Genomic DNA, 24,166 nt, shown 5'->3' with positions numbered 1-24,166 from the left:
CTCACGCCGCCAGGCCGGCCAGCACCGAGTCCAGCCGCTCGACCAGCAGGTCGGCGTGTTCCCGCGTGAACACCAGCGGCGGGCGGATCTTCAGCACATGGGCCTGCGGGCCGGTGGCGCTCAGCAGCACCTGGCGCTGGCGCAGGCCGTTGACCACCTGGGCAGCCTGGGCCGTGGCCGGCGCGCGCGTCGCGCGGTCGGTGACGAGTTCCACGCCGATGAACAGGCCGGCCCCGCGCACCTCGCCGACCAGCGCGTGGCGCTGGCCCAGCGCGGCCAGGCGTTCGCGCAGGTAGGCGCCCACGTGCAGGGCGTTGCGCTGCAGGTCGTGTTGCTGGATCACGTCGAGCACGGCCGCGGCCGCCGCCATCGAGACCGGGTTGCCGCCGAAGGTGTTGAAGTAGCGGCACGCCTTGCCGAAGGCCTGCATCACCTCGGGCCGCACGGCCAGGCCGGCGACCGGGTGGCCGTTGCCCATGGGCTTGCCCAGGGTCACGATGTCGGGCACCACGCCATGGCGCGCAAAGCCCCAGAAGGCCTCGCCCGTGCGGCCGAAGCCGGGCTGCACCTCGTCGGCGATGAACACGCCCCCGGCCGCGCGGATGGCGTCCACAGCCTCGCCCAGCAAGCCGGCCGGGCCGGTGAAGATGCCGTCGCTGGAGAACACGGTATCGACCAGCAGCGCGGCGGGCTGCAGGCCATGGGCCTGCAGGTCGGCGATGGCTGCGCGCACGCCGTCGGCGAAGCGGCGGCCGGCCTCGGCATCGCCGCCCGCGGGCGCGTCCACCAGGCGCACGTGCTCGCCGATGCGCACGAACTGCCCGAGCGAGGGCGAGGCGCAGGCGATGGCCGCGGTCACGCCGTGGTAGGCGAAGCGCGTGACGATGAGGCCGGTGCCGCCCGTGTGCGCGGTGGCGATGCGCATGGCCAGGTCGTTGGCCTCGCTGCCCGTGCAGGTGAAGGTGGCATGGCCGAGCGCGGCCGGCATGGTGGCCAGCAGCCGCTCGGCGTAGTCGAGGATGCCGTCGTGCAGATAGCGCGTGTGCGTGTTGAGCACGGCCGCCTGGCGCGCAATGGCCTGGACCACCTCGGGCCGGGCATGGCCCAGCGGCACCACGTTGTTGTAGGCGTCCAGCCAGGGCGTGCCGGCTGCGTCGAAGAGCCACACGCCCTCGCCGCGCACGGGGTGGAAGGGCTCGTCGTAGAACAGCCGGTAGGCCGGGCCCAGCAGGCGGGCGCGGCGGGCCAGGAGGTCGGCGGTGTCAGGCATCGAGGGGCTCCGGTGTGCGGCAGGCGGCGTGGATGGCGTCCTGCACCTGCTCGGGCGTGAGGGCGGCGCAGGCCTGCAGCCGCGCCCAGGAGACGGCGTTGTTGCGCATCAGGTAGTCGGCATTGCCCGGTTGGCGCGCGGCGCGCCAGCCGCTGATGGCGACCACCATCGCCAGGCGGGCGCGCACCAGGTCGAGCAGGGCGAAGGTCTCGGCCTGCGTCAAGGGCGCCACCGCGTGGTAGTCGGCTGCGAAGCGGGCGATGGTGGCCAGTGCGTCGCCCTGCGCGTCGAGGTGGTAGGAGGCGGCGACGGCCAGGTCGTCCACGAGCGGTGCGTGCACCATGTCGCCGAAGTCCAGGATGCCGGCCACGCACGCCGGCTCGGCGGGGTCGACCAGCAGGTTGTAGAGGTTGAAGTCGTTGTGGATGGCCTGGCGGCGCAGCCCCGCGAGCATGGGCCTGGTGCGCCGCGCGAAGCCGTCGAGCGCGGCCTCGGCCAGCGCGCGGCGCGCCGGGTCGGCCACGTGCACGAGCAGCGGGCGCACGCGGTCGGCGCGCTGGATGTCCCAGGGCAGCTCGCGCGCGGCGGCCGGGTGCTCCAGGCCGGCCAGCGCGCCGTCGAGCCGCGCCAGCATGCGGGCCACGCTGCGGCGCTGCGCGGTCGAGCGCGGCGCCTGCGGCATGGGCAGGCCTTCGAGGTAGCTGAACACGCGGGCCACGCGCGTGCGGCCCTCGGCATCCTCGATCTGCACCGAGGGCGCGCCGTGCCGGTCGGGCAGCAGGCGCTGCACGGGCAGCGTGGCGTCGCTGCGCGCGACATGCAGCAGCGCCTGGGTCTGGAAGTCCGCGACCAGCGGGTCTTCGTCGGGGTGCGAGAGCTTGAGCATGCAGCGCGCGCCGCCACCGGCAGGCTGCAGCAGGAAGTTGGCGTCGCGCTCGCCCGTGAGCGGCTCGAGCCGGCCCGTCAGGCCATACAGGCGCTGCAGCGCTGCGGCTGCCCAGTCGATGGCCACGGGCGCGGGCGGCGCGGTCAGCACGGCCGCCTCGGGCAGGGCTGCGCGGATGGCGGCGTCCAGGTCGTCCATGCTCAGGCCGCCTTCTCGAAGCCGCCCAGCGCGCTGGCCAGGTTCGGCCCCAGGTCTTGCGACAGGTAGCCGCCCTCCTGCACCAGCACGGTCGGCAGGCCCAGCCGCGCGATCTCGCCCAGGATGCGCGCAAAGCCCGGCGTGCTGACGGCCAGCGCCTGGTAGGGGTCGTTCTCGTGTGCGTCCAGGCCCAGGGCCACGACCAGCGCGCCGGGGGCGAAGGCGCGGATGGTGGCGTTCGCCGTCGCCAACGCGGTGAGGAAGCCCTCGTCCTCGGTGCCGCGCGCCAGCGGCAGGTTCAGGTTGTAGCCCAGGCCTTCGCCCTCGCCCATCTCGTGCGCATGGCCCGTGAAGAAGGGCGTGCAGAAATGCGGGTCGCCGTGCAGCGAGATGGTCAGCACGTCCTTGCGGCGCCAGAAGATGCCCTGCGTGCCATTGCCATGGTGCACGTCGATGTCCAGGATGGCCACGCGCGCGTGCCGCTGGCGCAGGTGCTGGGCGGCGATGGCGGCGTTGTTCAGGTAGGTGAAGCCGTTGGCGCGGTCGGCATAGGCGTGGTGGCCGGGCGGGCGGCACAGCGCGTAGGCCGCGCGCTCGCCGTCCAGCACCAGCTGGGCCGCGTGCGTTGCGACATGGGCCGACCAGGTCGCGGCATGCCAGGTGTGGCGGCCGATGGCGCAGGCCATGTCGCCCATGTGGTAGCCGGCCTGCCCGACCAGGCTGTCGGGGTAGGTGAAGGGCTGGCCGGGGAAGGGATGGACGTTGGGCATCACCTCCTCGGACGCGCCGTCCAGCTGCTGCCAGCGCTCCCACACCGTCTCCAGGAAGCGCAGGTACTGCGGCGTGTGGATGGCCGCGCGCGGGCCGGGGCCGTGGTCCTCGGGCGAGACGATCTCGTGGCCCTGGGCGCGCGCCGCGTTCAGCAGCAGCGTGCCGCGCTCGGGCTGCTCGTTGCTGCGCTTCATGCGGCCGCGCACGATGAACTGCTGCGGGTCGTGGCCGACGTGCTGGTCGCTGTAGATGACTTTCATGGGGGCGCTTTCAATACTGAGGTTCGACGGTCCAGCTGATGGGGATCTCGGCCACGCTGGCCGACGCGGGGAGTTCGAGCACGGTGCGGGCGATGCGGGCGATGTCCTCGGGCCGGGTGGCCTGCCGGCGCTGCTCCTCGGGCAGCCAGGCCGCCATGTCGGTGGCCACGAAGCCGGGGCACAGCGCCGTGCAGCGCACGCGCGCCTCGGCCCCGCAGTGGCGGATGCCGTGCGCCAGCGACAGCACGGCGGCCTTGCTCAGCGCATAGAGCGAGGCGTCGGCCGTGCGCACGCGCTTGGCTGCGAGCGAGGCCATGACCAGCACCTTGCCTTCGCGCGCCGCCAGCAGATGCGGCCAGGCCTTGCGCGTGAGGCGCAGCGGCGACTTCACGTTGACTTCCAGCAGGCGGTCGACCTCGTCGTCGTCCGCCTCGATGACCGAGCGCGTGCTGAGCGTGCCGGCGTTGTGCACCAGCGCGTCGATGCCGCCGAAGTCGCGCACGGTGCCGGCCACCCAGTCGGTCTCGCTCTGTTTGTCTTCGGCGTCGAAGCGGTAGACGCGCAGCCGCCCGTCGGCGATGTCCACCGCGCCGCTGCGCGCGCCCAGGCTCACGCGCCAGCCGTGCGCCAGCAGTTCGCGAGCTATTGCCAGGCCGATGCCGCGGTTACCGCCGCTGACCATGGCGACCTTGGCGACAGGGGTCATGGTTTGAACAGGCCGCAGGCGTGGGCCTTGGCGTCTTCGAGATGAAAGCGCAGCGCGTGCTGCACCGCGGCCACGTCGCGCCGCGCCAGGGCATGGGCGATCGGCCGGTGGGTCTCGGCCAGCAGCTTGAGGTCGCCATAGCTGTCCTCGCTGAGCGCGAGGAACATGCGCACCTCGGTCTGCATGTTGTCGAACAGGCGGTGCAGGTAGTCGTTGCCCGACAGCGCGCTGATGGCCAGGTGGAAGTCCAGGTCCAGCGCCACGCGCTCGGCCGTGGCCAGCGTCTCGGCGCGCGCCACCATATCGTCCACGCGCGCATCGAGCGCGGCCAGCTCGGCGTCGCTGGCGTGCTGGCAGGCCAGCGCGGCGCCCAGCAGTTCGAGCTGGATGCGCACCTCGTACAGGTCGTTCACCTGCTTGGCCGAGACCGTGCGCACGGCAAAGCCATGGCGCGGGCGCGACACCAGCAGGCCCAGGCTTTCGAGCCGGCGCGCGGCCTCGCGCACGGGGGCGCGGCTCACACCCATCTGGCGCGCGAGTTCGGCCTCGACGATGCGCTCGCCCGGCGCGATGCGGCCCGCCAGGATGGCCTGCTGCAACTGCGCCTCGACCACGCCGACCAGGTCGGGCACCTGGATCGAGGAGAAGGCGGGGGCGGGCGCGGCTTCCGCGCGGCTGGTGATCATGGTGTCTTTCCTTTGTCTCTCGGGGCACGCGCCAGGTACACGCCGGCCACGGCGATCAGCGCCATGCCGGCCAATGCCATCGCATCGGGCGGGCGCTGGAACCATAGCGTGCTGATCAGCACCGCCAGCAGCAGCTGCACGTAGTTGAGCGGCGCCAGCGTGGCCGCGCCGACACGGCGGAACGCGGCCAGCAACAGCAGCTGGGCGCTGCCGCTCACGGCGCCGCCGGCGATCAGCAGTGCCATCTCGGGCCAGGGCGGCAAGGTGATGTGCGGCATGAACAGCACGGGGATGTTGGTGACGATCAGGCAGGCCAGCGCCATGTGGGCGAACTGCACGGGCGCCGGCACCAGGCCGGACAGCCGGCGCGTGAGCACCTGGAACAGCGCATAGCAGACGGCCGAGACCGCCATCAGCAGCGTGCCCGCCAGCGGCAGGCTGCCGCCGGGCCGCACGATGCACAGCATGCCGGCGAAGCCCAGCAGCACGGCCGTCCATTGCGCGCGGCCCACGCGCTCGCCCAGCAGCCAGGGCGACAGCGCCACCATGATCAGCGGCGCCGTGAAGTAGATGGCCGTGGCCTCGGCCAGCGGCATGGTGACCAGCGCCGTCATGAAGCAGGTGGCCACGACAGCCAGCGCCACGCTGCGCGCGGTGAGCAGCTTCTGGTGCGGCTGGCGCCACAGGCGCAGGTCGCCGTGGCGCAGCAGCAGCACGAAGGCCAGCACGCCGATGGCGGTGTAGCGGCCCAGGTTGACCACGGCCGGCGCATGGCGGGCCACCATCTGCTTGGCGAAGGCGTCGTAGGCCGCGAACAACACCAGCGCGCACAGGAACAACGCGATGCCGGTGGCCGCCCCGTCGCGCACGGCAGGGCCGGGCAGCGCACGCGCCAGGGTCACGCCTGCAGGCCCTCCAGGAACGCATCCAGCGCGGCGCCGATGGCCCCGACCATGTAGCCGCCCTCCTGCACCACCACGGTGGGCACGCCCAGCGCGCGCACGCGCGCGCCGGCCAGGCGGAAGCTGTCCATGTCGAACTGCAGCACGCTGATCGGGTCGTCCTTGTAGGTGTCGAAGCCCAGCGGCAGCACCAGGGCCTGCGGCCCGAAGCGCTCGATGGCGGCCATGGCCTGGTCCAGCGCCAGCGCGAACGCGGCCGTGCCGCTGCCGTGGGCCAGTGGCAGGTTCAGGTTGCAGCCTTCGCCCTCGCCCGCGCCGCGCTCGTGCGCGTAGCCCGTGTACCAGGGGTAGTAGTTGGCCGGGTCGGCGTGCGTGGAGATGGTGAGCACGTCGGCGCGCTCGTAGAAGATCTGCTGCGTGCCGTCGCCGTGGTGGGCGTCGATGTCGAGCACCGCCACGCGCCCATGCGCCTGGCGCAGCGTGGCGGCGGCGATCGCGCTGTTGTTCACGTAGCAAAAGCCCGCGGCGCGTGCGCGCTGCGCATGGTGGCCCGAGGGCCGGCACAGCGCGTAGGCCACGCCGCCGGCATCGCGCACGGTCTCGGCCGCGGCCAGCGCGGCATGCGCCGAGCGCAACACCGAGCGCCAGGTGTTCGGCCCGATCGGGCAGGACAGGTCGCCGACGTACCAGCCCGTCTGCGCCAGCACCGCGGGCGAGGGGCAGGGCCCCTGGCGCACGCCGTGCGGCGACATGTTGGGCAGCACCTCGATGCCGGGCTCCAGCCCGAACGACTCGATCTTCTGCCAGCGCGCGTACGCCGTCTCCAGGTAGTCCAGGTAGTCGGTGCTGTGCACCAGCTCCAGCGCCTGGCGGCCTGCCTCGCGCGGCACGCTGACGCTGATGCCGCGCTGGGCCAGCGTGGCCTGCAAGGCCTCGGCCCGCGTGGGCAGGTCGGCGGGCTTGCAGATGCGGCCCACGCGCATGTACTGCTGTGGGTCGTGCAGCAGCTGGTCGTCGGAGAAGAAGGCTTGCATGGCGTGTCCCCTTAGTTCTGGCTCAGCTCGGCTTCGAAGCGGTCCATGGCGCGTGTGAGGCGCGCGAACAGGTCGTCGAGCTCGGCGGCGGTGATGATCAGCGGCGGGCACAGGCCGATGGTGTCGCCCATGGCACGCACGATCAGGCCCTCCTGCAGCGCCAGCGCGGCGAAGCTGTAGCCGGCCTTGTGGCTGGCCGCGAAGGGCGCGCGCCGGGCCTTGTCGGCCATGAGCTCGATGGCGCCTATCAGGCCCACGCCGCGCACGTTGCCGACCCATTTGCGGTCGGCGAAGGACTGCAGGCCGGCCTGGAACGCAGGCGCCAGGGCGCGCACGTGCGCGACGATCTGCTCGTCCTCGTAGACCTGCAGCGTCTCCAGCGCCACGGCGCAGGCCACGGGGTGGCCCGAGTAGGTGTAGCCATGGCCGAAGCTGCCGATCTTGCCGCTGTTGGCGGCGATGGCGCGGTGCACCTTGTCGTTGACCATCACGGCCGAGATCGGCACGTAGCCCGATGACAGCGCCTTGGCGCAGCACAGGATGTCGGGCGCCAGGCCGAAGGTGGTGCTGCCGAACATGTTGCCCGTGCGGCCGAAGCCGCAGATCACCTCGTCGGCGATCAGCAGCACCTCGTACTTGCGCAGCACGGCCTGCACCTTCTCAAAGTAGCCGGCGGGTGGCACCAGCACGCCGCCCGCGCCCATCACGGGCTCGGCGATGAAGGCTGCCACGGTGTCGGGGCCCTCGGCCAGGATGCGCTCTTCCAGCTGCCGGGCCAGGCGCGTGGAGAAGTCCTGCTCGCTCTCGCCGGGCTCGGCGTAGCGGTAGTGGTGCGGGCAATCGACGTGCAGGAAGCGATCGATCGGCAGGTCGAAGTCGCGGTGGTTGCCGTCCAGCCCGCCCAGGCTGGCGGCGGCCACCGTCACGCCGTGGTAGGCGTTGCGCCGCGCGATGATCTTCTTCTTGGCCGGCTTGCCAATGGCGTTGTGGTAGTACCAGACCATCTTCACCGCGCTGTCGTTGGCCTCGGAACCGGAGTTGGCGAAGAACACGCGGGCCATGGGCACGGGCGCCAGCGCGAGCAGCTTCTCGGCCAGGTCGGCCACGGCCACGTTGGTGCGCTGGTTGAACGTGTGGTAGTAGGGCAGCGTCTGCAGGGCCTTGGCCCCGGCAGCGGCCAGGCGCTGGTTCGAGAAGCCCAGCGAGGCGCACCACAGGCCGGACATGGCCTCGACGTAGCGCTTGCCCTGCTCGTCGACGACGTGGATGCCGTCGCCCCCCACGATCACGAGCGGCGGCGTCTGCGGCAGCGTGGCCAGGTTGGTGTAGGAATGCAGGTGGGTGGCGACATCCTTCTCGCCGGTGCTCAGGTCTTTGGCCATGGGGCTCCTCTTGGTGTCAGGCGTGTGTCGGTGTGGACAAGCGCTTCAGGTGGTCTTCGGTCTGCCGCGCGATGGCCTCGGGGCCGGTGCGCGTGGCGATGTGTGGCGTGACGGTGATGCGCGGGTGGTGCCAGAACGCATGATCGCGCGGCAGCGGCTCCTCGATGAAGGCGTCCAGCACGGCCGAGGCGAGCTGGCCGCTGTCCAGCGCCGCCAGCAGGTCATCTTGCACCAGCTGGGCGCCGCGGCCGGCGTTCACCAGCCGGGCGCCGCGCGGCAGCTGCGCGAAGAGCTCGGCGTTGAGGATGCCGTGGGTGTCCTCGGTCAGCGGCAGCAGGCACACCAGCGTGTCGCAGCCGGCCAGGAACGCGGCGCGCCCGGCCTCGCCATGGAAGGCCTCCACGCCCTCGGGCAGGCCGCTCTTGGGGCTGCGGCTCCAGCCGCGCACCTGGTAGCCGATGGCCGCGAGCGCGCGCGCGGCGGACTGGCCCAGCACGCCCAGCCCGGCGATGCCCACGCGGTGCCGGCCCGGTGGCACGACAGGCGATTCCTCCCACGCGGCGCGGCGCTGGCTCTCGATGTAGCCGGCCATGTGGCGCTGGCCGTGCACCACGGCCCAGGCCACGTAGGCGTTCATGCCCGCCGCCATCTCGGGGTCGACGATGCGGCGGATGGGCACGTCGGGCAAGGACGGGTCGCGCGTGATGTGGTCGGTGCCCGCGCCGACGGACTGGATCAGGCGCAGCCGCGGCATGCGCGCCAGCAGGCCGGTGGGGGGCGACCAGCAGACGACGGTGTCGATGTCGGCCAGGGCGTCCAGCTCCTGCACCTGGGTGTCGATGCGGTGCAGCCTGGCCTGCGGGAAGCGCGCGCGAAACGCCGGCAGCAGGTAATCCATGGCGATCTGGTCGGAGACCAATGCGATGTGGTGGTTCAGCGGCATGCCTGGCCCCCTTTGCCGCGCGCGGGAGAGGGTGGGGGTGAGGGTGTGATTGGAAAGAGGGCGATGCGTTCAGCGCCGCTGGCCCTCACCCCAGCCCTCTCCCAGAGGGAGAGGGAGCGAAGAAGCTGCCTCACGCCGCCACCAGCTCAGCCGCTGCCGTCAGCCGCGGCTGCGCCTCGATCAGCGTGCGCGTGTAGGCGTGCTGCGGGTTGGCCAGCACCTTGGCGGTCTCGCCGTATTCGACGATGGCGCCGCGCTGCATCACGGCGATGTGGTCGCACATCTCGCCGGCCACGCGCAGGTCGTGCGTGATGAAGACCATGGCCAGCTGGAAGCGCTGGCGCACCTCGGCGAACAGCTTCAGGACCTGGGCCTGCACCGACACGTCGAGCGCGGAGACGGGCTCGTCGGCCACCAGCAGCTCGGGCTCCAGCGCGAGCGCGCGGGCGATGCCGATGCGCTGGCGCTGGCCGCCCGAGAACTCGTGCGGGAAGCGCTCGGCCGCCTCGGGCCCCAGGCCCACGAGCTGCAGCAGCTCCACGGCGCGGGCCATGGCCTGGTCCTTGGGCAGGCCCTGCGCGATCGGGCCCTGGGCGATGGCCGCGCCAACGCGGTGGCGCGGGTTGAGCGAGGCGTACGGGTCCTGGAACACCATCTGGATCTTGCCCTGCGACTGGGCGCGGAACTGCGCGCCCGACTGCAGCGCGCGGCCCTTGAACAGCACGCGCCCGCTGTCGAACGGCGCCAGGCCGACGATGCAGCGGCCCACTGTGGACTTGCCCGAGCCGGACTCGCCGACCAGCCCCAGCGTCTCGCCGCGCCGCAGGTCGAACGACAGGCCCTTGGCAGCCTCGACACGCCGGCCCTGCTTGAACAGGCTGCCGCCCGTGACATAGGTCTTGCGCAGGTCTTGCACCTGCAGCACATGGTTCACATCGCGCTCGGCGGCACGCTCGCGCATGCGGCCCTGCGGGATCGCGCCGATCAGCTTGCGCGTGTAGGCATGCTGCGGCCGCGCGAGCACGGCGCCGGCCGGGCCGGCCTCGACGATCTGGCCGGTCTGCATCACCACGACGTGGTCGGCGATCTCGGACACCACGCCGAAGTCGTGCGTGATGAACAGCACGGCCGTGCCCTTGCGCTGCTGCAGCTCGCGGATGAGCTTGAGGATCTGGGCCTGCGTGGTCACGTCCAGCGCGGTGGTGGGCTCGTCGCAGATCAGCAGCGCCGGCTCCATGATCAGCGCGCAGGCGATGACCACGCGCTGGCGCTGGCCGCCGGACAGGCGGAAGGGGTAGGCGTCGATCAGCAGCTCCGGCTCGGGCAGGCCGACGTCCTGCAGCGCGGCCAGGATGCGCTGGCGCTTCTCGCTGGCGGACAGGCGCACATGGGCGTCGAACACCTCGGCGATCTGCTCGCCGATGCGCATGACGGGGTTCAGCGCGGTCATGGGCTCCTGGAACACCATGCCCATGCGCCGGCCGCGCAGCGTGCGCAGGCGCTGCTCGTCGAGCTGCAGCAGGTCCTGGCCGTCGAACAGGATGCGGCCGGCCACCGGCTCCACGTGCGGGCGGGGCAGCAATCCCATGATGGCGTTGGCGATCATGGACTTGCCCGAGCCCGATTCGCCCACCACGCACAGGGTCTGGCCCGGCATCAATTGCAGCGAGGCGCCCTGCACGGCGAGCCGCCGGTCCGCGCCCGCGGGCAGGCGGATGTCCAGGCCGTGGATCTCGAGTACCGGTGTCGGCAGGTGTTCCATCTTCATTTGCCCCTCCCGTCGGCGCGTGCGTTCAATCCGTCGTTCAGGCCTTCGCCCACCAGGTTCAGCGCCAGCACGGTCAGCAAGATGGCGACGCCGGGGAACACGGCCATCCACCAGGCCTGGCGCAGCACCGAGCGTGCCGAGCCGACCATGTAGCCCCAGCTCATCTGGTTCGGGTCGCCCAGGCCCAGGAAGCTCAGGCTGGATTCGAGCAGGATGGCGGTGGCGATCATCAGCGAGGCCATGACCACGATGGGCGAGGCCGCGTTGGGCAGGATCTGCGTGAGGATGATGCGCGGCGTGGACTGGCCGGCCAGCTCGGCGGCGGCCACGAAGTCGCGCTGGCGCAGCGTGAGGAACTCGCTGCGCACCAGCCGCGCCACGGGGGGCCAGGAGACGATGGCGATGGCCACGACGATGGAGCCGACCGAGGGCTGGAAGATGGCCACGAGCACGATGGCCAGCGCGAAGCTGGGGATGGCCTGGAACAGCTCGGTGAAGCGCATCAGCGTGGCGTCGACCCAGCCGCCGAAGTAGCCCGCGATGGCGCCCACGCCCACGCCGATCAGCAGCGACACGACAGTGGAGACCACGCCGATCAGCAGCGAGACGCGGGCTCCGGCCACGATGCCCGACAGGATGTCGCGGCCCATGGTGTCGGTGCCCAGCGGCATGCCCTGCTCGGCCAGCGGCGCCGCGAACGGCATGCCGACCATGTCCCAGGGGTTGTGCTGCGCGACGAAGGGGCCGAGCGCGGTGACCAGGGCCACCAGCAGCAGCACGATGAGGCCGAACACGGCACCCTTGTTGCGGCGAAAGCGCCGCCAGAAGTTGCTTTTCATGAATCTTCCTATCAGTCGTTGATCGCGCGACGCACGACCCGCAGCCCACGACAGCGGGTCGCATCCAAAGAGTCCGAAGGCCGCGGAGCAGGCCATGTCAGCAGACGCCGCGGAACGGGCTCTGCCCGGCCGCTGGCGGCGCCCCTGGAGGGGGATGGGATGTCTACACGCAGTGAGACATCCAAACGGGGTGGTCTCATGTCAGTTCGATGCGGGGATCGACGAGCGTGTAGACGAAATCGGTGATCAGGTTGAACAGCACGGCCATGGCCGCGGTGAACAGGAAGCAGCCGAGCAGCAGGTTGTAGTCGCGCTGCAGCAGCGCGTCGAACATCAGGCGGCCGATGCCGGGCCAGGCGAACACGGTCTCGGTCAGCACGGCGCCGCCGATCATGCCGCCGGCCTGGATGCCGGCCAGCGTGACCACGGGCAGCAGGGCGTTGCGCAGGATGTGCTTGCGCTGGATGCGGCCGGGCGGCACGCCCTTGGCGCGCGCGGTCTTCACGAAGTCCATCTGCGCGACCTCGAGCATGGAGGCGCGCGTCATGCGGGCGTAGACGGCCATGTAGAACAGGCCCAGCGTGCCGGCCGGCAGGATCAGGTGCCTGGCGATGTCGAGCACGCGGTCCAGGCCCTGCAGGTCGGCGCCCACGGTGAAGAAGCCGAAGGCGGGCAGCAGGTCCATCTGCACCGTGAACACCAGCACGGCCATCATGGCCAGCCAATACAGCGGCGTGGCGTAGAACACCAGCGCCACCACGGTGATGGCGCTGTCGACCCATTTGCCGGCGTGGCGGCTGGCCAGCGCGCCCAGGCCGATGCCCATGGCCAGCGACAGCACGAAGGCCGTGCCGGTCAGCAGCAGCGTGGCGGGCAGGCGGTCCAGGATCAGGTCGACCACGGGCTGCTGCTGGCGGTACGAGAAGCCCAGGTCGAGCTGGACCACATGGCGCAGGTAGCTGGCCAGCTGCGTGGGCAGCGGCTGGTCCAGCCCGAATTGCTGGCGCAGCTGGGCCACGAACTGCGGGTCGGACGCGCCGGCCTCGCCCGCCATGATGGACACCGGGTCGCCCGGCGCCGCGCGCACCAGCATGAAGTTGACGGTGGCGATCACCAGCAGGGCCAGCAGGCCTTGCACGATGCGCACGGACATGAACTGCAGACGTTTCATGGCGGCTCTGCGCTCAGGCGAGCGTGATGCGGCCCAGGCTGTCGTTCAGCCCGATGCCCGAGCTCACGATGTTCTGGATCTTGTTGCGGTACAGCGTGGGGAAGTTGATCTCGTGCAGCCAAGCCACGGGCACTTCGTCGACCAGGATCTTCTGCGCCTCCAGGTAGATGGCCTTGCGCTTGGCCGGGTCGCCCTCCTTGGCACCGGCGGCGAACAACTCGTCGATCTTGGGGTTGGTGTAGCCGGCCACGTTGTTGAACGGCGAGCCCTTGGCGATGTTGCTGCTGGTGTAGTTGCGGCCCACGCCCAGTGCCGGGTCGCCGTACTGGTAGACGTAGGTGAAGGCCAGGTCGAAGTCCCACTCGTTGCAGCGCTGGTTCCAGCCGGCCACGTCGGTGGCCACCATCTCGATCTTGATGCCGGCCTGCGTGAGGTTCTGGCGCACGATCTCGGCCTGGCGCTGCCAGGACTCGCCGTAGGGCAGCGGCAACAGGCGCAGCGTCTCGCCCTTGTAGCCGGACTCGGCCAGCAGCGCCTTGGCCTTGGCCAGGTCGCGCGGGTACTTGGTGACGGCATCGCTGGCGAAGGCGATGTGGCTGTTGAAGGGGCCGGTGGCCGGCTTGGCGAAGCCGTACCAGGCGATCTTGGCCATGGCCTCGCGGTCGATGGCGGTCCACACGGCCTGGCGGAACTTCACGTTGTCCATGGGCTTGGTGCGGTTGTTGAGCCACAGCCAGCTGTGCGGCGCGAAGAACTCCCAGCCCTTGGTGGTGACGGCTGCGCCCGGCAGCTTGGCCAGGCGGCCGACGTCGAAGTATTCGACCGTGCCGCCCGGCGCGATGTCGACCTTGCCCGACTCGAAGGCCGCGGCACGCGCGGCAGCGTCGGGGATCACGTGGAAGTACACGCTCTCCACGCTGACGGCGCCGGCCACGTGGTACTGCTCGTTGGCCACGAGCTGGATGTACGAGCCCTTGACCCATTCCTTGAACTTGAGCGGGCCGGTGCCGACGGGGGTGGCGTTGGCCGGGTTGGTCAGGAAGTCCGTGCCTTCGTAGAGGTGCTTGGGCACCATGGGCATGGTGCCGTTCTCGAAGATGCCCATGAAGGGGCCGAAGGGCTGCTTGAGCTTGAACTCGACGGTGAGCGGGTCCAGCGCCTTGATGGACTCGACCTGCTCCAGGCTGGCGCGAAAGCGCGCATGCGTCTTGCGCAGGAACACGTCGCACGAGAATACCACGTCGGCCGCGGTGAAGGGCTTGCCGTCGTGCCACTTCACGTTGGGCTTGAGCTTGAAGACGTAGGTCCTGGCGTCGGGGCTGACGGTCCAGGACGTGGCCAGCTGCGGCTGGGGCTCGAGCTTGTCGTTGTAGCGCAGCAGGCCTTCGTAGATGTTGCCGGCGATCAGCTGCGTGGGGCCGTTCTGCACGATGCCCATCATCAGGCCGGGCGGCTCGGGCTGGACCAGCACGTTGACCACGCCCTTCCTGGCCTGGGACAGGGCGTGCAGGGGCACCCCGGCGATCGACAGGCCGAGGGCGGCGGAGCTGGCTTGGAGCAGTTGGCGGCGTTGCATCGTGGCGGTCCTTTCAGGGGGAGGTGGGGTCAGTCGCGGTAGGCGGCGGTAGTGGGAGGTGCCAGCCGCTGCAGCAGCGCCCGCCATTCGCGGGCATAGGGGTCGGTCGGCTGGGACGCGAGGCGGTTGGTGTCGCCGCTGGCGTATTGCTGCGCGGTGAGCTCGCAGACCTCCTCGGGCACGGGGTAGGTGGGCTGGCCCGTGCTCTGCACGGCGACCTGCACGCGGCAGGCGCGCTCCAGGTTGTGCATGAGGATGAAGGCCTCGGCCACGCTGCGGCCCAGCGTCACCAGGCCGTGGTTGCGCAGGATCATGGCGCGGTGCTCGGGCCCCAGGTCGGCCACCAGGCGCTCGCGCTCGGCACGGTTCAGCGCGATGCCTTCGTAGTCGTGGTAGGCCACGCGCTGGTGGAACTGCAGCGCCCACTGGTTGCACGGCGCCAGGCCGCCGGCCAGCGACGACACGGCCACGCCGGCCACGGTGTGGGTGTGCAGCACGCAGACGGCGTCGTGCCGGGCCGCGTGCACGGCGCTGTGGATCGTGAAGCCGGCGGGGTTCACGTCCCATGCGCTGGGCTCCACGAGGCGGCCCTGCAGGTCGATCTTGACCAGCGAGGAGGCCGTGATGTCGCGAAACAGCATGCCGAAGGGGTTGATCAGGAACTGGTCGTCCGTGCCGGGCACGCGCGCCGAGATGTGCGTGTAGATGCTGTCGTCCATGCCATACAGCGCTACCAGCCGGTAGGCGGCGGCCAGGTCTTCACGGACCTGGCGCTCGGCGGCCGACATGGCCGGGCCGGTGGAGGCGAGCGCATGCAAGGGGGTGCTTCGTTGGGTGGATGTCACGGGGTTCTGCTCCTGGGCCGGGCCGCTCAGGCCTCGAAATTGGTTTCTGTCATCTGTCGACAGAATGCATCTTGCAGATAGCGTGCCAGCGTCGACATCGGCAAAAACCCCCTGCTGAACCAAAATTCGGCTGGAATTGGCTGTTTGGCGCACCAATCAAGTGCAAAACCGCCCAGATGGCGTGCATCCGGCCCGCGCGCGGGGCCATGCGGACTGCACCGACAATCCCGCACGCGCCGCGTTTGGCGCCCAGCCAGCCCAGAAAGTCACGACCGATGCCCATCCAATGGTTCCCGGGCCACATGCACAGCACGCGCAAGGCCATCGCCGAGCGCATGCCCGAGATCGACGTGGTGATCGAATTGCTGGACGCGCGGCTGCCCGGCTCCAGCGCCAACCCCATGCTGGCCGAGCTCACGCGCGGCAAGCCCGCGCTCAAGGTGCTGAACAAGCAGGACCTGGCCGACCCGGCCGCCACGGCGCTGTGGCTGGCGCACTACCAGGCCCAGCCGGGCACCCACGCCTTGGCACTGGACGCCAGCGCCACGGCGCCCGCGCGCCGCCTGATCCAGGCCTGCCGCGACCTGGCGCCGCTGCGGGGCGGCATGGTCAAGCCGATGCGCGTGCTGATCTGCGGCATCCCGAACGTGGGCAAGTCCACGCTGGTCAACACCTTGCGCGGCAAGCGCGCGGCCAAGACCGGCGACGAGGCCGGCATCACCAAGGCCGAGCAGCGCATCGTGCTGGAGGACGACTTCTACCTGTACGACACGCCCGGCATGCTGTGGCCGCGCATCGCCATCGAGCACAGCGGCTACCACCTGGCCGCCAGTGGCGCCGTGGGCCGCAATGCCTACGACGACGAGGAGGTGGCGCTGGCCCTGCTGGACCGCATGCTCGCGCGGCACCCGGACCGCCTGCAATCGCGCTACAAGCTGGGCGACCTGTCGGGCCTGAACGACGAAGCCGTGCTGGCCGAGATCGGCCGCAAGCGCGCGCCTCTGCTGGCCGGCGGGCGGCCCAACCTGCACAAGGCGGCCGAGATCGCGATGCACGATTTCCGCAGTGCCGCCTGGGGCGCGGTCACGCTGGAGTCACCCGAAGAGTTCGCGCAGTGGGCCGCGGCGGCCCAGGCGCTGGACGCCGAGCGGGCGGCCAAGCAGCTCGCGCGCAAGCAGAAGAAGGTGCCGCAGCGCGGCGGCGACCACCCCTAGCGCACGCTATACAGGCGCAGGCCTTTCGCTCTGCACACCACCATCGGCGCGGGGCGGCCCGGCCCGGCTGGTCCACCGGTGCGCCAGCCGGTTGCCGGGGTTTTCGATGCACCGGTACAGCGCATGCGAGGCCAGCAGCACGAGCGGCACCAGGCACAGCGCGGCAACCCCGAAGCGCAGCGCCGGTGTCAGGCCCATGAACCACGGCTGCAGCACCAGCGTGCCCAGCACGAGTTTGAGCAGAGGCATGTGGACCAGGTAGATGCTGAAGGAGATGCGCCCCATCCAGGCCATGGCGCGCGTGCTGAACCAGCGGCACAGCGCGCTGGCCGGGTGCGACAGCACGAACATGACCACGATGATGCCGAGCGCCGAGCGCACGCCGGCCACCGACAGGCACAGCAGCAGCGCCACGAGGTCCCTGTGCAGGTCCTGCGGCCGCGCCCCCGGCCGCGCATGCAGCGCGAAGATGCGGTAGGCGATGCAGCCCACCAGGAAGAAGTGCAGCCGGTAGGTCAGGAGGGCGGGCTGGTGGAAATGCGCCCAGCGGCCGGCCTGCTGGTAGTCGCCCAGCAGGCCCGGGCTGACATAGGCCAGGCCCGCGCTCACGCAGCAGACCCACAGCGGCCAGCGCCGGTACAGGACGGCCACCAGCGGGAACAGCAGGTAGAACTGAAACTCGAGCGACAGGCTCCAGTCCGGCAGCTCGGTGGTGGTGGCCTGGGCGGCGTTCAGGCCGAACAGCATGCTGTAGTGCCAGGCGGCACCGGCCCAGCCGTAGGCTGCGTCGGCCGCGCCATGCGCCATGGCGTCGCCCACGGCAGCACGGCCCTGCAAGGCCTGCGCGATCAGCGCCGTCCAGTCCGCCAGGCTGCCCCGGAACAGCCACACCAGGGTCAGCAGGAAGGCGTACAGCGGCCAGATGCGCATCACGCGGCGGATCCAGAACGACACCATGCCCTGGCGCGGCCCCTGTGTCTGCGTGAGCCGCTCGTAGGTGGACGCGATCAGGAAGCCCGAGAGCACCATGAACAGGTCGACCGCGACCGAGGGGTTGGCGACGGCCACGAGCCGCAGGCCGGTGGACATCGCCAGATGGGCGAGCACGACCCACCAGGCCAGCACGGCACGCAAACCGTCCACCGCATCGACACGCATGCCAGTCCTTTACAAAGCCGGCCCCAGTGGCGGCCGGGCGCTGCGGTGTCGCGGCACAGGTGCGCGAACCGCCTGGAGCGCGCGATTGTGGCTCAGCCGTCCGCGCGCACCATGTCGGCCGCCTTCTCCGCGATCATGACCACGGTCGCGTTCAGGCCGCCGGCCACGATGGTGGGCATCACCGAGGCATCGACCACGCGCAGGCCCTGCAGGCCGTGCACGCGCAGGCGGTGGTCCACCACGTCCAGCGGGCCCGGGCCCATGCGGCAGCTGCCCACGGGGTGGTAGGCGGTGTCGGCGTGGTCACGCAGGAAGGTCTCCAGCGGCAGGTCGCCGAAGGCGCGGGCCGAGCGGCCGTCCTCGCGCCCGCCCAGCACGGCCAGTGCGGGCTGGGCCACGATCTGGCGCGCGATGCGAAAGCCGCGCTGCAGCCGCTCCATGTCCTCGCGCTCGCCCAGGAAGTTGGGGTCGACCCGCGGCGGCGCCTGCGGATCCTTGCCGTCCAGCCGCACGCGGCCGCGGCTGTGCGGCCGCAGCACGCTGACATGCACCGAATAGCCATGGCCCAGCACGGTGCGCCGGCCGTGGTCCACGAGCTTGCCGATCACGAAGAACAGCTGCAGGTCGGGCCGCGGCTCGCCGGCCTGGCTGCGGATGAAGCCGCCGGCTTCGGCCAGGTTGCTGGTCAGCAGGCCGCGGCGCCGGCGCTGCCAGTCGAGCACGCCACGCGCTGCGCGCCACAGCCCTCCGGGCGAGACGCCCAGCGTGTCGCGCGCACGCGGCGCATGCTGCACCAGCACCGCATCCACATGGTCGTGCAAGTGCAGGCCCACGCCCGGCAGGTCGTGCCGCGGCGCCACGCCCTCGCCCACCAGATGCGCCTGCGGCCCGATGCCGGACAGCATCAGCAGCTGCGGCGACTGCAGCGCGCCCGCGCTGAGCAGCACCTCGCGGCGCGCCTTGAGCTGCTTGACCAGGCCGTCCTGGTAGTACTCGATGCCCACGGCGCGCCGGCCCGCGAGCAGGATGCGCACCACCGTCGCTCCCGTCACCACGAACAGGTTGGGCCGGCCCAGGTGCGGCGTGAGGTAAGCGCGCGCCGCGCTGCAGCGCTCGCCGCCTTGCTGCGTGACCTGGTACAGGCCCACGCCCTCCTGCTCGGGGCCGTTGAAGTCGGCGTTGGCCGGGTAGCCGGCCTGCATCGCGGCCTGCACGAAGGCCTGGCTGCAGGGGCTGGGCTCGGCCAGGTCCATGACGCGCAGCGGCCCGTCGCCCCCATGCAGCGCATCGGCGCCGCGTGCATTGCCCTCGGCGCGTCGGAAGTACGGCAGCACCTCGTCGAACGACCAACCCGGGTTGCCCTGGGCCGCCCAGTCGTCGTAGTCGCCGCGGTGGCCGCGCGCGTAGACCATGGCGTTGATCGCGCTGCTGCCGCCCAGCACCCGGCCGCGCGGCTGGTAGCCGCAGCGCCCGTTCAGCCCGGGCTGGGGCACGGTGGCGAACTTCCAGTTGGCCGCGCCCGTGCGGGCCAGCAGGGCCACGCCGGCCGGGCAAGCGATGAGCGCGCTGCGGGCCGGCGGCCCGGCCTCCAGCAGCGCCACCTGCACGGCCGGGTCCTCGCTGAGCCGCCCGGCCAGCACGCAGCCCGCCGAGCCGGCGCCGATGATGAGGTAGTCGAATGTGCTCACGACCGGACTTTATGATGCGCCGAGCGCCCGCTGCCACGCTGCAGCGCCCGGCACCGCGTTTCGATCGTCACAGGAGCTTTCCCAGCATGAGCAACAGCATCACCACCGTCGGCATCATCGGCGCCGGCACCATGGGCAACGGCATTGCGCAGGCCTGCGCCACCAGCGGCATCGATGTCGTCATGGTCGACATCTCGGAGGCGGCCGTCGCCAAGGGCGTGGCCACCGTGGCCGGCAGCCTGGACCGGCTGATCAAGAAGGACAAGATCACCGCGGCCGACAAGGACGCCGCGCTGGCGCGCATCAAGACCAGCACCGACTATGCCGACCTGGCCAGTGCGCAACTCGTGATCGAGGCGGCGACCGAGAACTACGAGCTCAAGCTCAAGATTCTCAAGCAGGCCGAGGCCGTGCTGCCGCCCGAGGTGCTGCTCGCATCCAACACCTCGTCGATCAGCATCACCAAGATGGCCGCCGCCACGAGCAGGCCCGACAAGTTCATCGGCATGCACTTCTTCAACCCCGTGCCCATGATGGCGCTGGTGGAGATCATCCGCGGCCTGCAGACCAGCGATGAGACCCACGCCACCGTGCACGCGCTGGCCACCGCGCTGGGCAAGTCGCCCATCACGGTGAAGAACGCGCCGGGCTTCGTGGTCAACCGCATCCTGGTGCCCATGATCAACGAGGCCCTGTTCGTGCTGGCCGAGGGCATCGCCACGGCCGAGGACATCGACGCCGGCATGAAGCTGGGCTGCAACCAGCCCATCGGCCCGCTGGCGCTGGCCGACATGATCGGCCTGGACGTGTGCCTGGCCGTCATGAACGTCTACCTGGAAGAGTACGGCGACAGCAAGTACCGCCCCTGCCCGCTGCTCAAGGAAATGGTGGCCGCCGGCCGCCTGGGCCGCAAGACCGGCCGCGGCGTCTACACCTACTGAGCCACGCACCCAGGACCACCGGAATGACGGAGACCACGACACCCCCCGAAGGCCGCATCGTCTGCGAGCAGCGCGGCCACGTCTTCCTGATCGGCATCGACCGCCCGGCCAAGCGCAACGGCTTCACGCCCACCATGCAGCGCCAGCTGGCCGAGGCCTACACCTGGCTGGACGACCGGCCCGAGCTGCGCGTGGGCGTGCTGCACGCCATCGGCGCGCACTTCACGGCGGGGCTGGACCTGCCGAGCTTCGCGCCGCTGATGCAGCGCGGCGAAAAAGCCATCCCGGTCGGCCTGGTCGACCCGGTCGACCTGGGCATGCCGCAATACCGCCGCCGCGCCAAGCCCATGGTGGTGGCGGTGCAGGGCATCACGTACACGCTGGGCATCGAGCTGATGCTGGCGGCCGACATCGTGGTGGCGGCCGACGACTGCCGCTTCTCGCAGCTCGAAGTGCAGCGCGGCATCATGGCCACGGGCGGCGCCACGCTGCGCATGGCCGAGCGCGCCGGCAGCGGCAACGCGCTGCTGCACCTGCTGACGGCCGACGTGTTCGATGCCGCCGAGGCGCTGCGGCTGAACTTCGTGCAGAAGGTGGTGCCGGCCGGCAGCCAGCTGGACGAGGCGCTGCGCATCGCCGGGGCCATCGCGGCGCAGGCCCCGCTGGCCGTGGTCGCCACGCGGCTGAACGTGCGCAAGACGGTGGAGGAAGGCGTGGCGGCAGCGGTGGGCGACTTCATCGACGTGCAGCGGCAACTGGCCAATAGCGAGGATGCGGCCGAGGGCGTGCGCTCGTTCGTGGAACGGCGCGCGGCGCGGTTCAGCGGGCGCTGACGCTTCAGGGCTGCAAGCGCCCCACGACATCCAGGCCGCCGTCGGCCCGCGGCCTGACCACCACGCCCTCGCCCGACGCCGGGTACACGCCCGTCAGCGCCGTGATGTTGACCTGGTGCGTGACCACCACCAGCACCCCGGGGCCACGCCAGGCCGCCAGCCGGGCACGCGCTGCAGCGGTTTGCGGCGCGTTGCTGGCCGGTTCGCCGAAGAAGGAATTGAAGGCCGGCTCGTCGCGCACCAGGCCGGGAAAGGCCAGCGCCGCCGTGTCGCGCGTGCGGCACCACTGGCTGGTCAGCACGGCGGCCACCGGCACGCCGCGCGCCCGGAACTGCTCGCCCATGCGGCGCGCCTGCGCACGGCCTTGCTCACTGAGATTGCGCTGCGTCGAGCAGTCGTCGAGCTTGAAGTTCGCGGGGTCGCCCACGCCCGGCGCCTCGGCATGCCGGAACAGCACGATGCCGGCAGTGCCCAGGCCCGACCATGCCGATTCCACCGTCTGCGCTGCCGCTGGCAGCTGCGCCGAGACCGCCAGCAATGCGGCAGCCAGAAGATTGCGTCTGTCCATGTGATCCTTTCGCGAGACAGCCACCTCGGGACTGCACCAACGACCATAACGCAGCGGCGTCGACCCTGCGCGCGTGCTGGCATGGCGCTGCTACGCTCGGCCGATCGCGCTGAGGACAGCAGCCCACAAAAGGAGACACCATGCCCAGCACCACCGCACAGAAACGCGCCGCCTTCCGCGCCCTGCACCAGCAAGGCTGCTTCGTGCTGCCCAACCCCTGGGACGCCGGCAGCGCGCGCTACCTGCAGAGCCTGGGCTTCCAGGCCCTGGCCAGCACGAGCTCGGGCCATGCCTGGTCGCACGCGCACCCCGACGGCGCCATGGACCGCGACGCCGTGCTGGCGCACCTGCGCGCCATCGTGGCCGCGACCGACCTGCCCGTGAACGCCGACTTCGAGGATGGCTACGGCAACCGGCCCGAGGACGTGGCGGCCAGCGTGCGCCTTGCCGTCGCCACCGGCGTGGCCGGCCTGTCCATCGAAGATGGCACGGGCGACCCCGCCGACCCGCAGTACCCGCTGGAGGTGGCCGTGGCACGCCTGGCCGCGGCGCGTGCCGCCATCGACGCCGAGGGTGGTGACACGCTGCTGGTCGGCCGCGCCGAGAACTTCATCGTCGGCCGGCCCGACCTGGACGACGCCATTGCGCGCCTGCAGGCCTACGCCCAGGCCGGCGCCGACTGCCTGTACGCCCCGGGCATCCGCACGCGCGAGCAGATCGCCGCCGTGGTCGCGGCCGTGGCGCCCAAGCCCGTGAACCTGCTGGTGGGCGGCGTCAGCGACCTGACGATGGCCGACATCGCGGCGCTGGGCGTGCGCCGCGTCAGCGTGGGCGGCGGCATGGCGCGCGCGGCCTGGGGCGGCTTCATGCGCGCGGCGCGCACGCTGGCGCAGGACGGGCGCTTCGATGGCTTCGAGGGCGCGGCGACGGGCGGTGAACTCAACGCGCTGTTCAAGGCCTGAGCGCTGCCGGGTTCGGCGCGCGCGGGTCAGGCGGCTCGGACGGGGTCTTCGAACAGCAGGCCCATCACGACCTCATCGACGTAGTGGTCCTCGTGGGCCCGCTTGTAGAACGCGCGCAGCGTGCCCTCGTGCACGAAGCCCAGGCGCTCGTAGAAGCGCAGCGCCAGCGTGTTGTCGCTTTCGGCGAACAGCTCGACACGGCGCACGCCCTCAGACTGCAGCCGCGCGAACGCGTCCAGCAGCATCGCGCGCCCCACGCCCTGCCCATGGCGCGCCTGGTCGACCGCCAGGGTGCCCAGCAGCACCACATGCCGCACGCGGCCCGGGTAGCGCGTCGCGCGGTAGAAGCCTGCGATGGCGCCATCGACCTGCCACACATGGAAATTTCCACTGGCCAGCAACTCCGCATAGACGTCGGCGAACGACGTGAGCGGCATGGGCTCATAGGTCAGGAACGGCACCACCTCCGCATGCGAATAGATGGCGTAGACGGCTTCGATGTCGCGAGGTTCGGCAAGGCGGCGCATGGTGGGCATTGTGGGGTCGGACGGCCGTGCGTCGCCCATGGTCCCACCCGTTAAGTTAATCCATCGAGATACCGGTCTTCGCCGCCACGGCCTTCCAGCGCGCCACCTCGGCCTCGGTGTGCTTGGCCAGCGCCGCGCCGGTGTACTGCTCGGGCGGCAGCATCTGGATCGCCTGCTCGGCCATCTTGTCGGTGAAGGCCTTGTCGGTCATCACCTTCAGGTAGGCGGCCTGCACCTTGTCCAGCACCGGCTGCGGCGTGCCCTTGGGCGCGTAGATGCCGTACCAGGTCGAGGCCTCGAAGCCGGGCAGCACGGTCTCGGCCAGCGTGGGCACGTCCTTCAACTGGGGCAGTCGCACCTTGGACGTGACGGCCAGCGGGCGCACCTTGGCGTCGCGGATCTGCGGCAGCGCGGTGTTGGTCTGGTCGAACATGGCGTCGACCTGGCCGCCGATCACGTCGATGAGCGCCGGGCCGGCGCCCTTGTACGGCACCTGCGATACCTTGATGCCGGCCGAGGCCGCGAACAGCGCGGCGATGAGGTGCGAGCTGGAGCCGATGCCGGCGTTGCTGATGAACATCTTGTCGGCGTTGGCCTTGCCGTATTCCACCAGGGCCTTGATGTCCTTGGCCGGGTGCTCCTTGCGCACCATGAGCACCAGCGGCGTGTCGGGGAAGCGGAACACGGGCGCGAAGTCCTTCACCGGGTCGTAGCCGAGCTTCTTGTACAGCGCGGGCGCCGCGCCCATGTAGCCCATGTGGCCGACCAGCATGGTGTAGCCGTCGGGCGTGGCGCGCGCCGCCTTGGCCGTGCCCACGGTGCCGCCGGCGCCGGGCGCGTTCTCGATGATGATGGGGCCGCCGATCTCGCGCGCCACGCGGTCGGCGATGTGGCGCGCCATGGCGTCCGTGGGGCCGCCGGCTGCGAACGGCACGATCCAGGTGACGGGCCGGGCCGGGTAGGTTTGCGCGAAGGCGCTGCCGGCGGCGAATGCGAGCGCCAGCGCGCCGAGTTTCCAGGTCTTGGTCATGGGAAATC

23 protein-coding genes are annotated in these 24,166 nt (G+C 71.1%); 4 read left to right on the top strand and 19 right to left on the bottom strand.

The window, feature by feature from the left end; genetic code table 11:
* Position 1: 1 nt before the first annotated feature.
* The 14 genes from ASF43_RS27855 to ASF43_RS27790 form a co-directional block, all read right to left on the bottom strand.
* Positions 2 to 1,270, bottom strand: coding sequence for an aspartate aminotransferase family protein (locus ASF43_RS27855; protein WP_056188985.1), 1,269 nt, complete (start codon positions 1,268 to 1,270; stop codon positions 2 to 4).
* Positions 1,263 to 2,354, bottom strand: a complete 1,092-nt coding sequence (locus tag ASF43_RS27850) for a phosphotransferase (RefSeq protein ID WP_056188981.1) — start codon at positions 2,352 to 2,354, stop codon at positions 1,263 to 1,265. The genes ASF43_RS27855 and ASF43_RS27850 overlap by 8 nt, the downstream gene beginning before the upstream one ends.
* A gap of 2 nt (positions 2,355 to 2,356) precedes the next feature.
* On the bottom strand, positions 2,357 to 3,385 hold the full coding sequence (locus ASF43_RS27845; RefSeq protein WP_056188978.1) for a histone deacetylase family protein: 1,029 nt from the start codon (positions 3,383 to 3,385) through the stop codon (positions 2,357 to 2,359).
* A 10-nt stretch (positions 3,386 to 3,395) separates the two neighbouring features.
* Positions 3,396 to 4,091 (bottom strand): SDR family oxidoreductase, encoded by a 696-nt coding sequence (locus ASF43_RS27840; protein WP_056188976.1) that lies wholly within the window; start codon positions 4,089 to 4,091, stop codon positions 3,396 to 3,398.
* On the bottom strand, positions 4,088 to 4,777 hold the full coding sequence (locus ASF43_RS27835) for a GntR family transcriptional regulator (protein ID WP_056188973.1): 690 nt from the start codon (positions 4,775 to 4,777) through the stop codon (positions 4,088 to 4,090). The genes ASF43_RS27840 and ASF43_RS27835 overlap by 4 nt, the downstream gene beginning before the upstream one ends.
* Positions 4,774 to 5,679, bottom strand: a complete 906-nt coding sequence (locus tag ASF43_RS27830; protein WP_056188970.1) for a DMT family transporter — start codon at positions 5,677 to 5,679, stop codon at positions 4,774 to 4,776. Before ASF43_RS27830 ends, ASF43_RS27835 begins: the two co-directional genes overlap by 4 nt.
* On the bottom strand, positions 5,676 to 6,713 hold the full coding sequence (locus tag ASF43_RS27825) for a histone deacetylase family protein (protein WP_056188967.1): 1,038 nt from the start codon (positions 6,711 to 6,713) through the stop codon (positions 5,676 to 5,678). Before ASF43_RS27825 ends, ASF43_RS27830 begins: the two co-directional genes overlap by 4 nt.
* 11 nt (positions 6,714 to 6,724) lie before the next feature.
* Positions 6,725 to 8,095, bottom strand: a complete 1,371-nt coding sequence (locus ASF43_RS27820; protein ID WP_056188965.1) for an aspartate aminotransferase family protein — start codon at positions 8,093 to 8,095, stop codon at positions 6,725 to 6,727.
* A gap of 16 nt (positions 8,096 to 8,111) precedes the next feature.
* On the bottom strand, positions 8,112 to 9,038 hold the full coding sequence (locus ASF43_RS27815) for a glyoxylate/hydroxypyruvate reductase A (RefSeq protein ID WP_056188962.1): 927 nt from the start codon (positions 9,036 to 9,038) through the stop codon (positions 8,112 to 8,114).
* Between the two features lie 130 nt (positions 9,039 to 9,168).
* The gene (locus ASF43_RS27810) at positions 9,169 to 10,800 is read right to left on the bottom strand and encodes an ABC transporter ATP-binding protein (RefSeq protein WP_056188959.1); all 1,632 of its coding nucleotides are present in this window, start codon (positions 10,798 to 10,800) and stop codon (positions 9,169 to 9,171) included.
* Positions 10,801 to 10,802: 2 nt separating this feature from the next.
* Entirely contained in the window at positions 10,803 to 11,645 is an 843-nt protein-coding gene (locus tag ASF43_RS27805; protein WP_056188956.1) for an ABC transporter permease, read from the bottom strand.
* 196 nt (positions 11,646 to 11,841) lie between these two features.
* On the bottom strand, positions 11,842 to 12,816 hold the full coding sequence (locus tag ASF43_RS27800; protein WP_056188953.1) for an ABC transporter permease: 975 nt from the start codon (positions 12,814 to 12,816) through the stop codon (positions 11,842 to 11,844).
* 13 nt (positions 12,817 to 12,829) lie between these two features.
* The gene (locus ASF43_RS27795; protein WP_056188950.1) at positions 12,830 to 14,392 is read right to left on the bottom strand and encodes an ABC transporter substrate-binding protein; all 1,563 of its coding nucleotides are present in this window, start codon (positions 14,390 to 14,392) and stop codon (positions 12,830 to 12,832) included.
* A 29-nt stretch (positions 14,393 to 14,421) separates the two neighbouring features.
* A complete protein-coding gene (locus tag ASF43_RS27790; protein ID WP_082498225.1) occupies positions 14,422 to 15,180 on the bottom strand; it encodes a class II aldolase/adducin family protein in 759 nt (252 codons plus the stop codon).
* A gap of 332 nt (positions 15,181 to 15,512) precedes the next feature.
* Between ASF43_RS27790 and ylqF the strand changes: the two genes are divergently transcribed.
* Entirely contained in the window at positions 15,513 to 16,451 is a 939-nt protein-coding gene (gene ylqF / locus ASF43_RS27785) for a ribosome biogenesis GTPase YlqF (protein WP_056188945.1), read from the top strand.
* Positions 16,452 to 16,457: 6 nt separating this feature from the next.
* On the opposite strand, the gene ASF43_RS27780 is transcribed toward ylqF, so the two are convergent.
* Both ASF43_RS27780 and ASF43_RS27775 read right to left on the bottom strand, forming a co-directional pair.
* Positions 16,458 to 17,609, bottom strand: a complete 1,152-nt coding sequence (locus ASF43_RS27780) for an acyltransferase (protein ID WP_056188942.1) — start codon at positions 17,607 to 17,609, stop codon at positions 16,458 to 16,460.
* A gap of 92 nt (positions 17,610 to 17,701) precedes the next feature.
* Complete coding sequence (locus ASF43_RS27775) at positions 17,702 to 19,297, bottom strand: GMC family oxidoreductase (RefSeq protein WP_056188939.1); 1,596 nt, start codon at positions 19,295 to 19,297, stop codon at positions 17,702 to 17,704.
* Here ASF43_RS27775 and ASF43_RS27770 point away from each other — a divergent pair.
* Both ASF43_RS27770 and ASF43_RS27765 read left to right on the top strand, forming a co-directional pair.
* The gene (locus ASF43_RS27770) at positions 19,288 to 20,238 is read left to right on the top strand and encodes a 3-hydroxybutyryl-CoA dehydrogenase (protein ID WP_369803354.1); all 951 of its coding nucleotides are present in this window, start codon (positions 19,288 to 19,290) and stop codon (positions 20,236 to 20,238) included. The two genes, ASF43_RS27775 and ASF43_RS27770, sit on opposite strands and share 10 nt — an antisense overlap.
* 23 nt (positions 20,239 to 20,261) lie before the next feature.
* The gene (locus ASF43_RS27765) at positions 20,262 to 21,071 is read left to right on the top strand and encodes a crotonase/enoyl-CoA hydratase family protein (protein WP_056188933.1); all 810 of its coding nucleotides are present in this window, start codon (positions 20,262 to 20,264) and stop codon (positions 21,069 to 21,071) included.
* Positions 21,072 to 21,075: 4 nt separating this feature from the next.
* Here ASF43_RS27765 and ASF43_RS27760 read toward each other — a convergent pair whose 3' ends face one another.
* Positions 21,076 to 21,639 carry a histidine phosphatase family protein gene (locus ASF43_RS27760; protein WP_056188930.1) on the bottom strand — a complete coding sequence of 188 codons (564 nt, stop codon included), beginning with the start codon at positions 21,637 to 21,639 and terminating at the stop codon, positions 21,076 to 21,078.
* 140 nt (positions 21,640 to 21,779) lie between these two features.
* Here ASF43_RS27760 and ASF43_RS27755 point away from each other — a divergent pair, with 140 nt between their 5' ends.
* Positions 21,780 to 22,601: an oxaloacetate decarboxylase gene (locus ASF43_RS27755; protein ID WP_056188927.1), complete on the top strand. Its 822-nt coding sequence runs from the start codon at positions 21,780 to 21,782 to the stop codon at positions 22,599 to 22,601.
* 26 nt (positions 22,602 to 22,627) lie between these two features.
* On the opposite strand, the gene ASF43_RS27750 is transcribed toward ASF43_RS27755, so the two are convergent.
* Both ASF43_RS27750 and ASF43_RS27745 read right to left on the bottom strand, forming a co-directional pair.
* Positions 22,628 to 23,128 carry a GNAT family N-acetyltransferase gene (locus tag ASF43_RS27750; RefSeq protein WP_056189260.1) on the bottom strand — a complete coding sequence of 167 codons (501 nt, stop codon included), beginning with the start codon at positions 23,126 to 23,128 and terminating at the stop codon, positions 22,628 to 22,630.
* Positions 23,129 to 23,183: 55 nt separating this feature from the next.
* The gene (locus tag ASF43_RS27745) at positions 23,184 to 24,158 is read right to left on the bottom strand and encodes a tripartite tricarboxylate transporter substrate binding protein BugD (RefSeq protein WP_056188925.1); all 975 of its coding nucleotides are present in this window, start codon (positions 24,156 to 24,158) and stop codon (positions 23,184 to 23,186) included.
* Positions 24,159 to 24,166 lie beyond the last annotated feature (8 nt).

The sequence above is a fragment of the Pseudorhodoferax sp. Leaf267 genome (assembly GCF_001422405.1).
Taxonomy (GTDB): Bacteria; Pseudomonadota; Gammaproteobacteria; order Burkholderiales; family Burkholderiaceae_C; genus Pseudorhodoferax.
The sequence above is the reverse complement of the archived record's forward strand: the minus strand, read 5'-3'. Positions and strand labels throughout refer to the sequence as shown.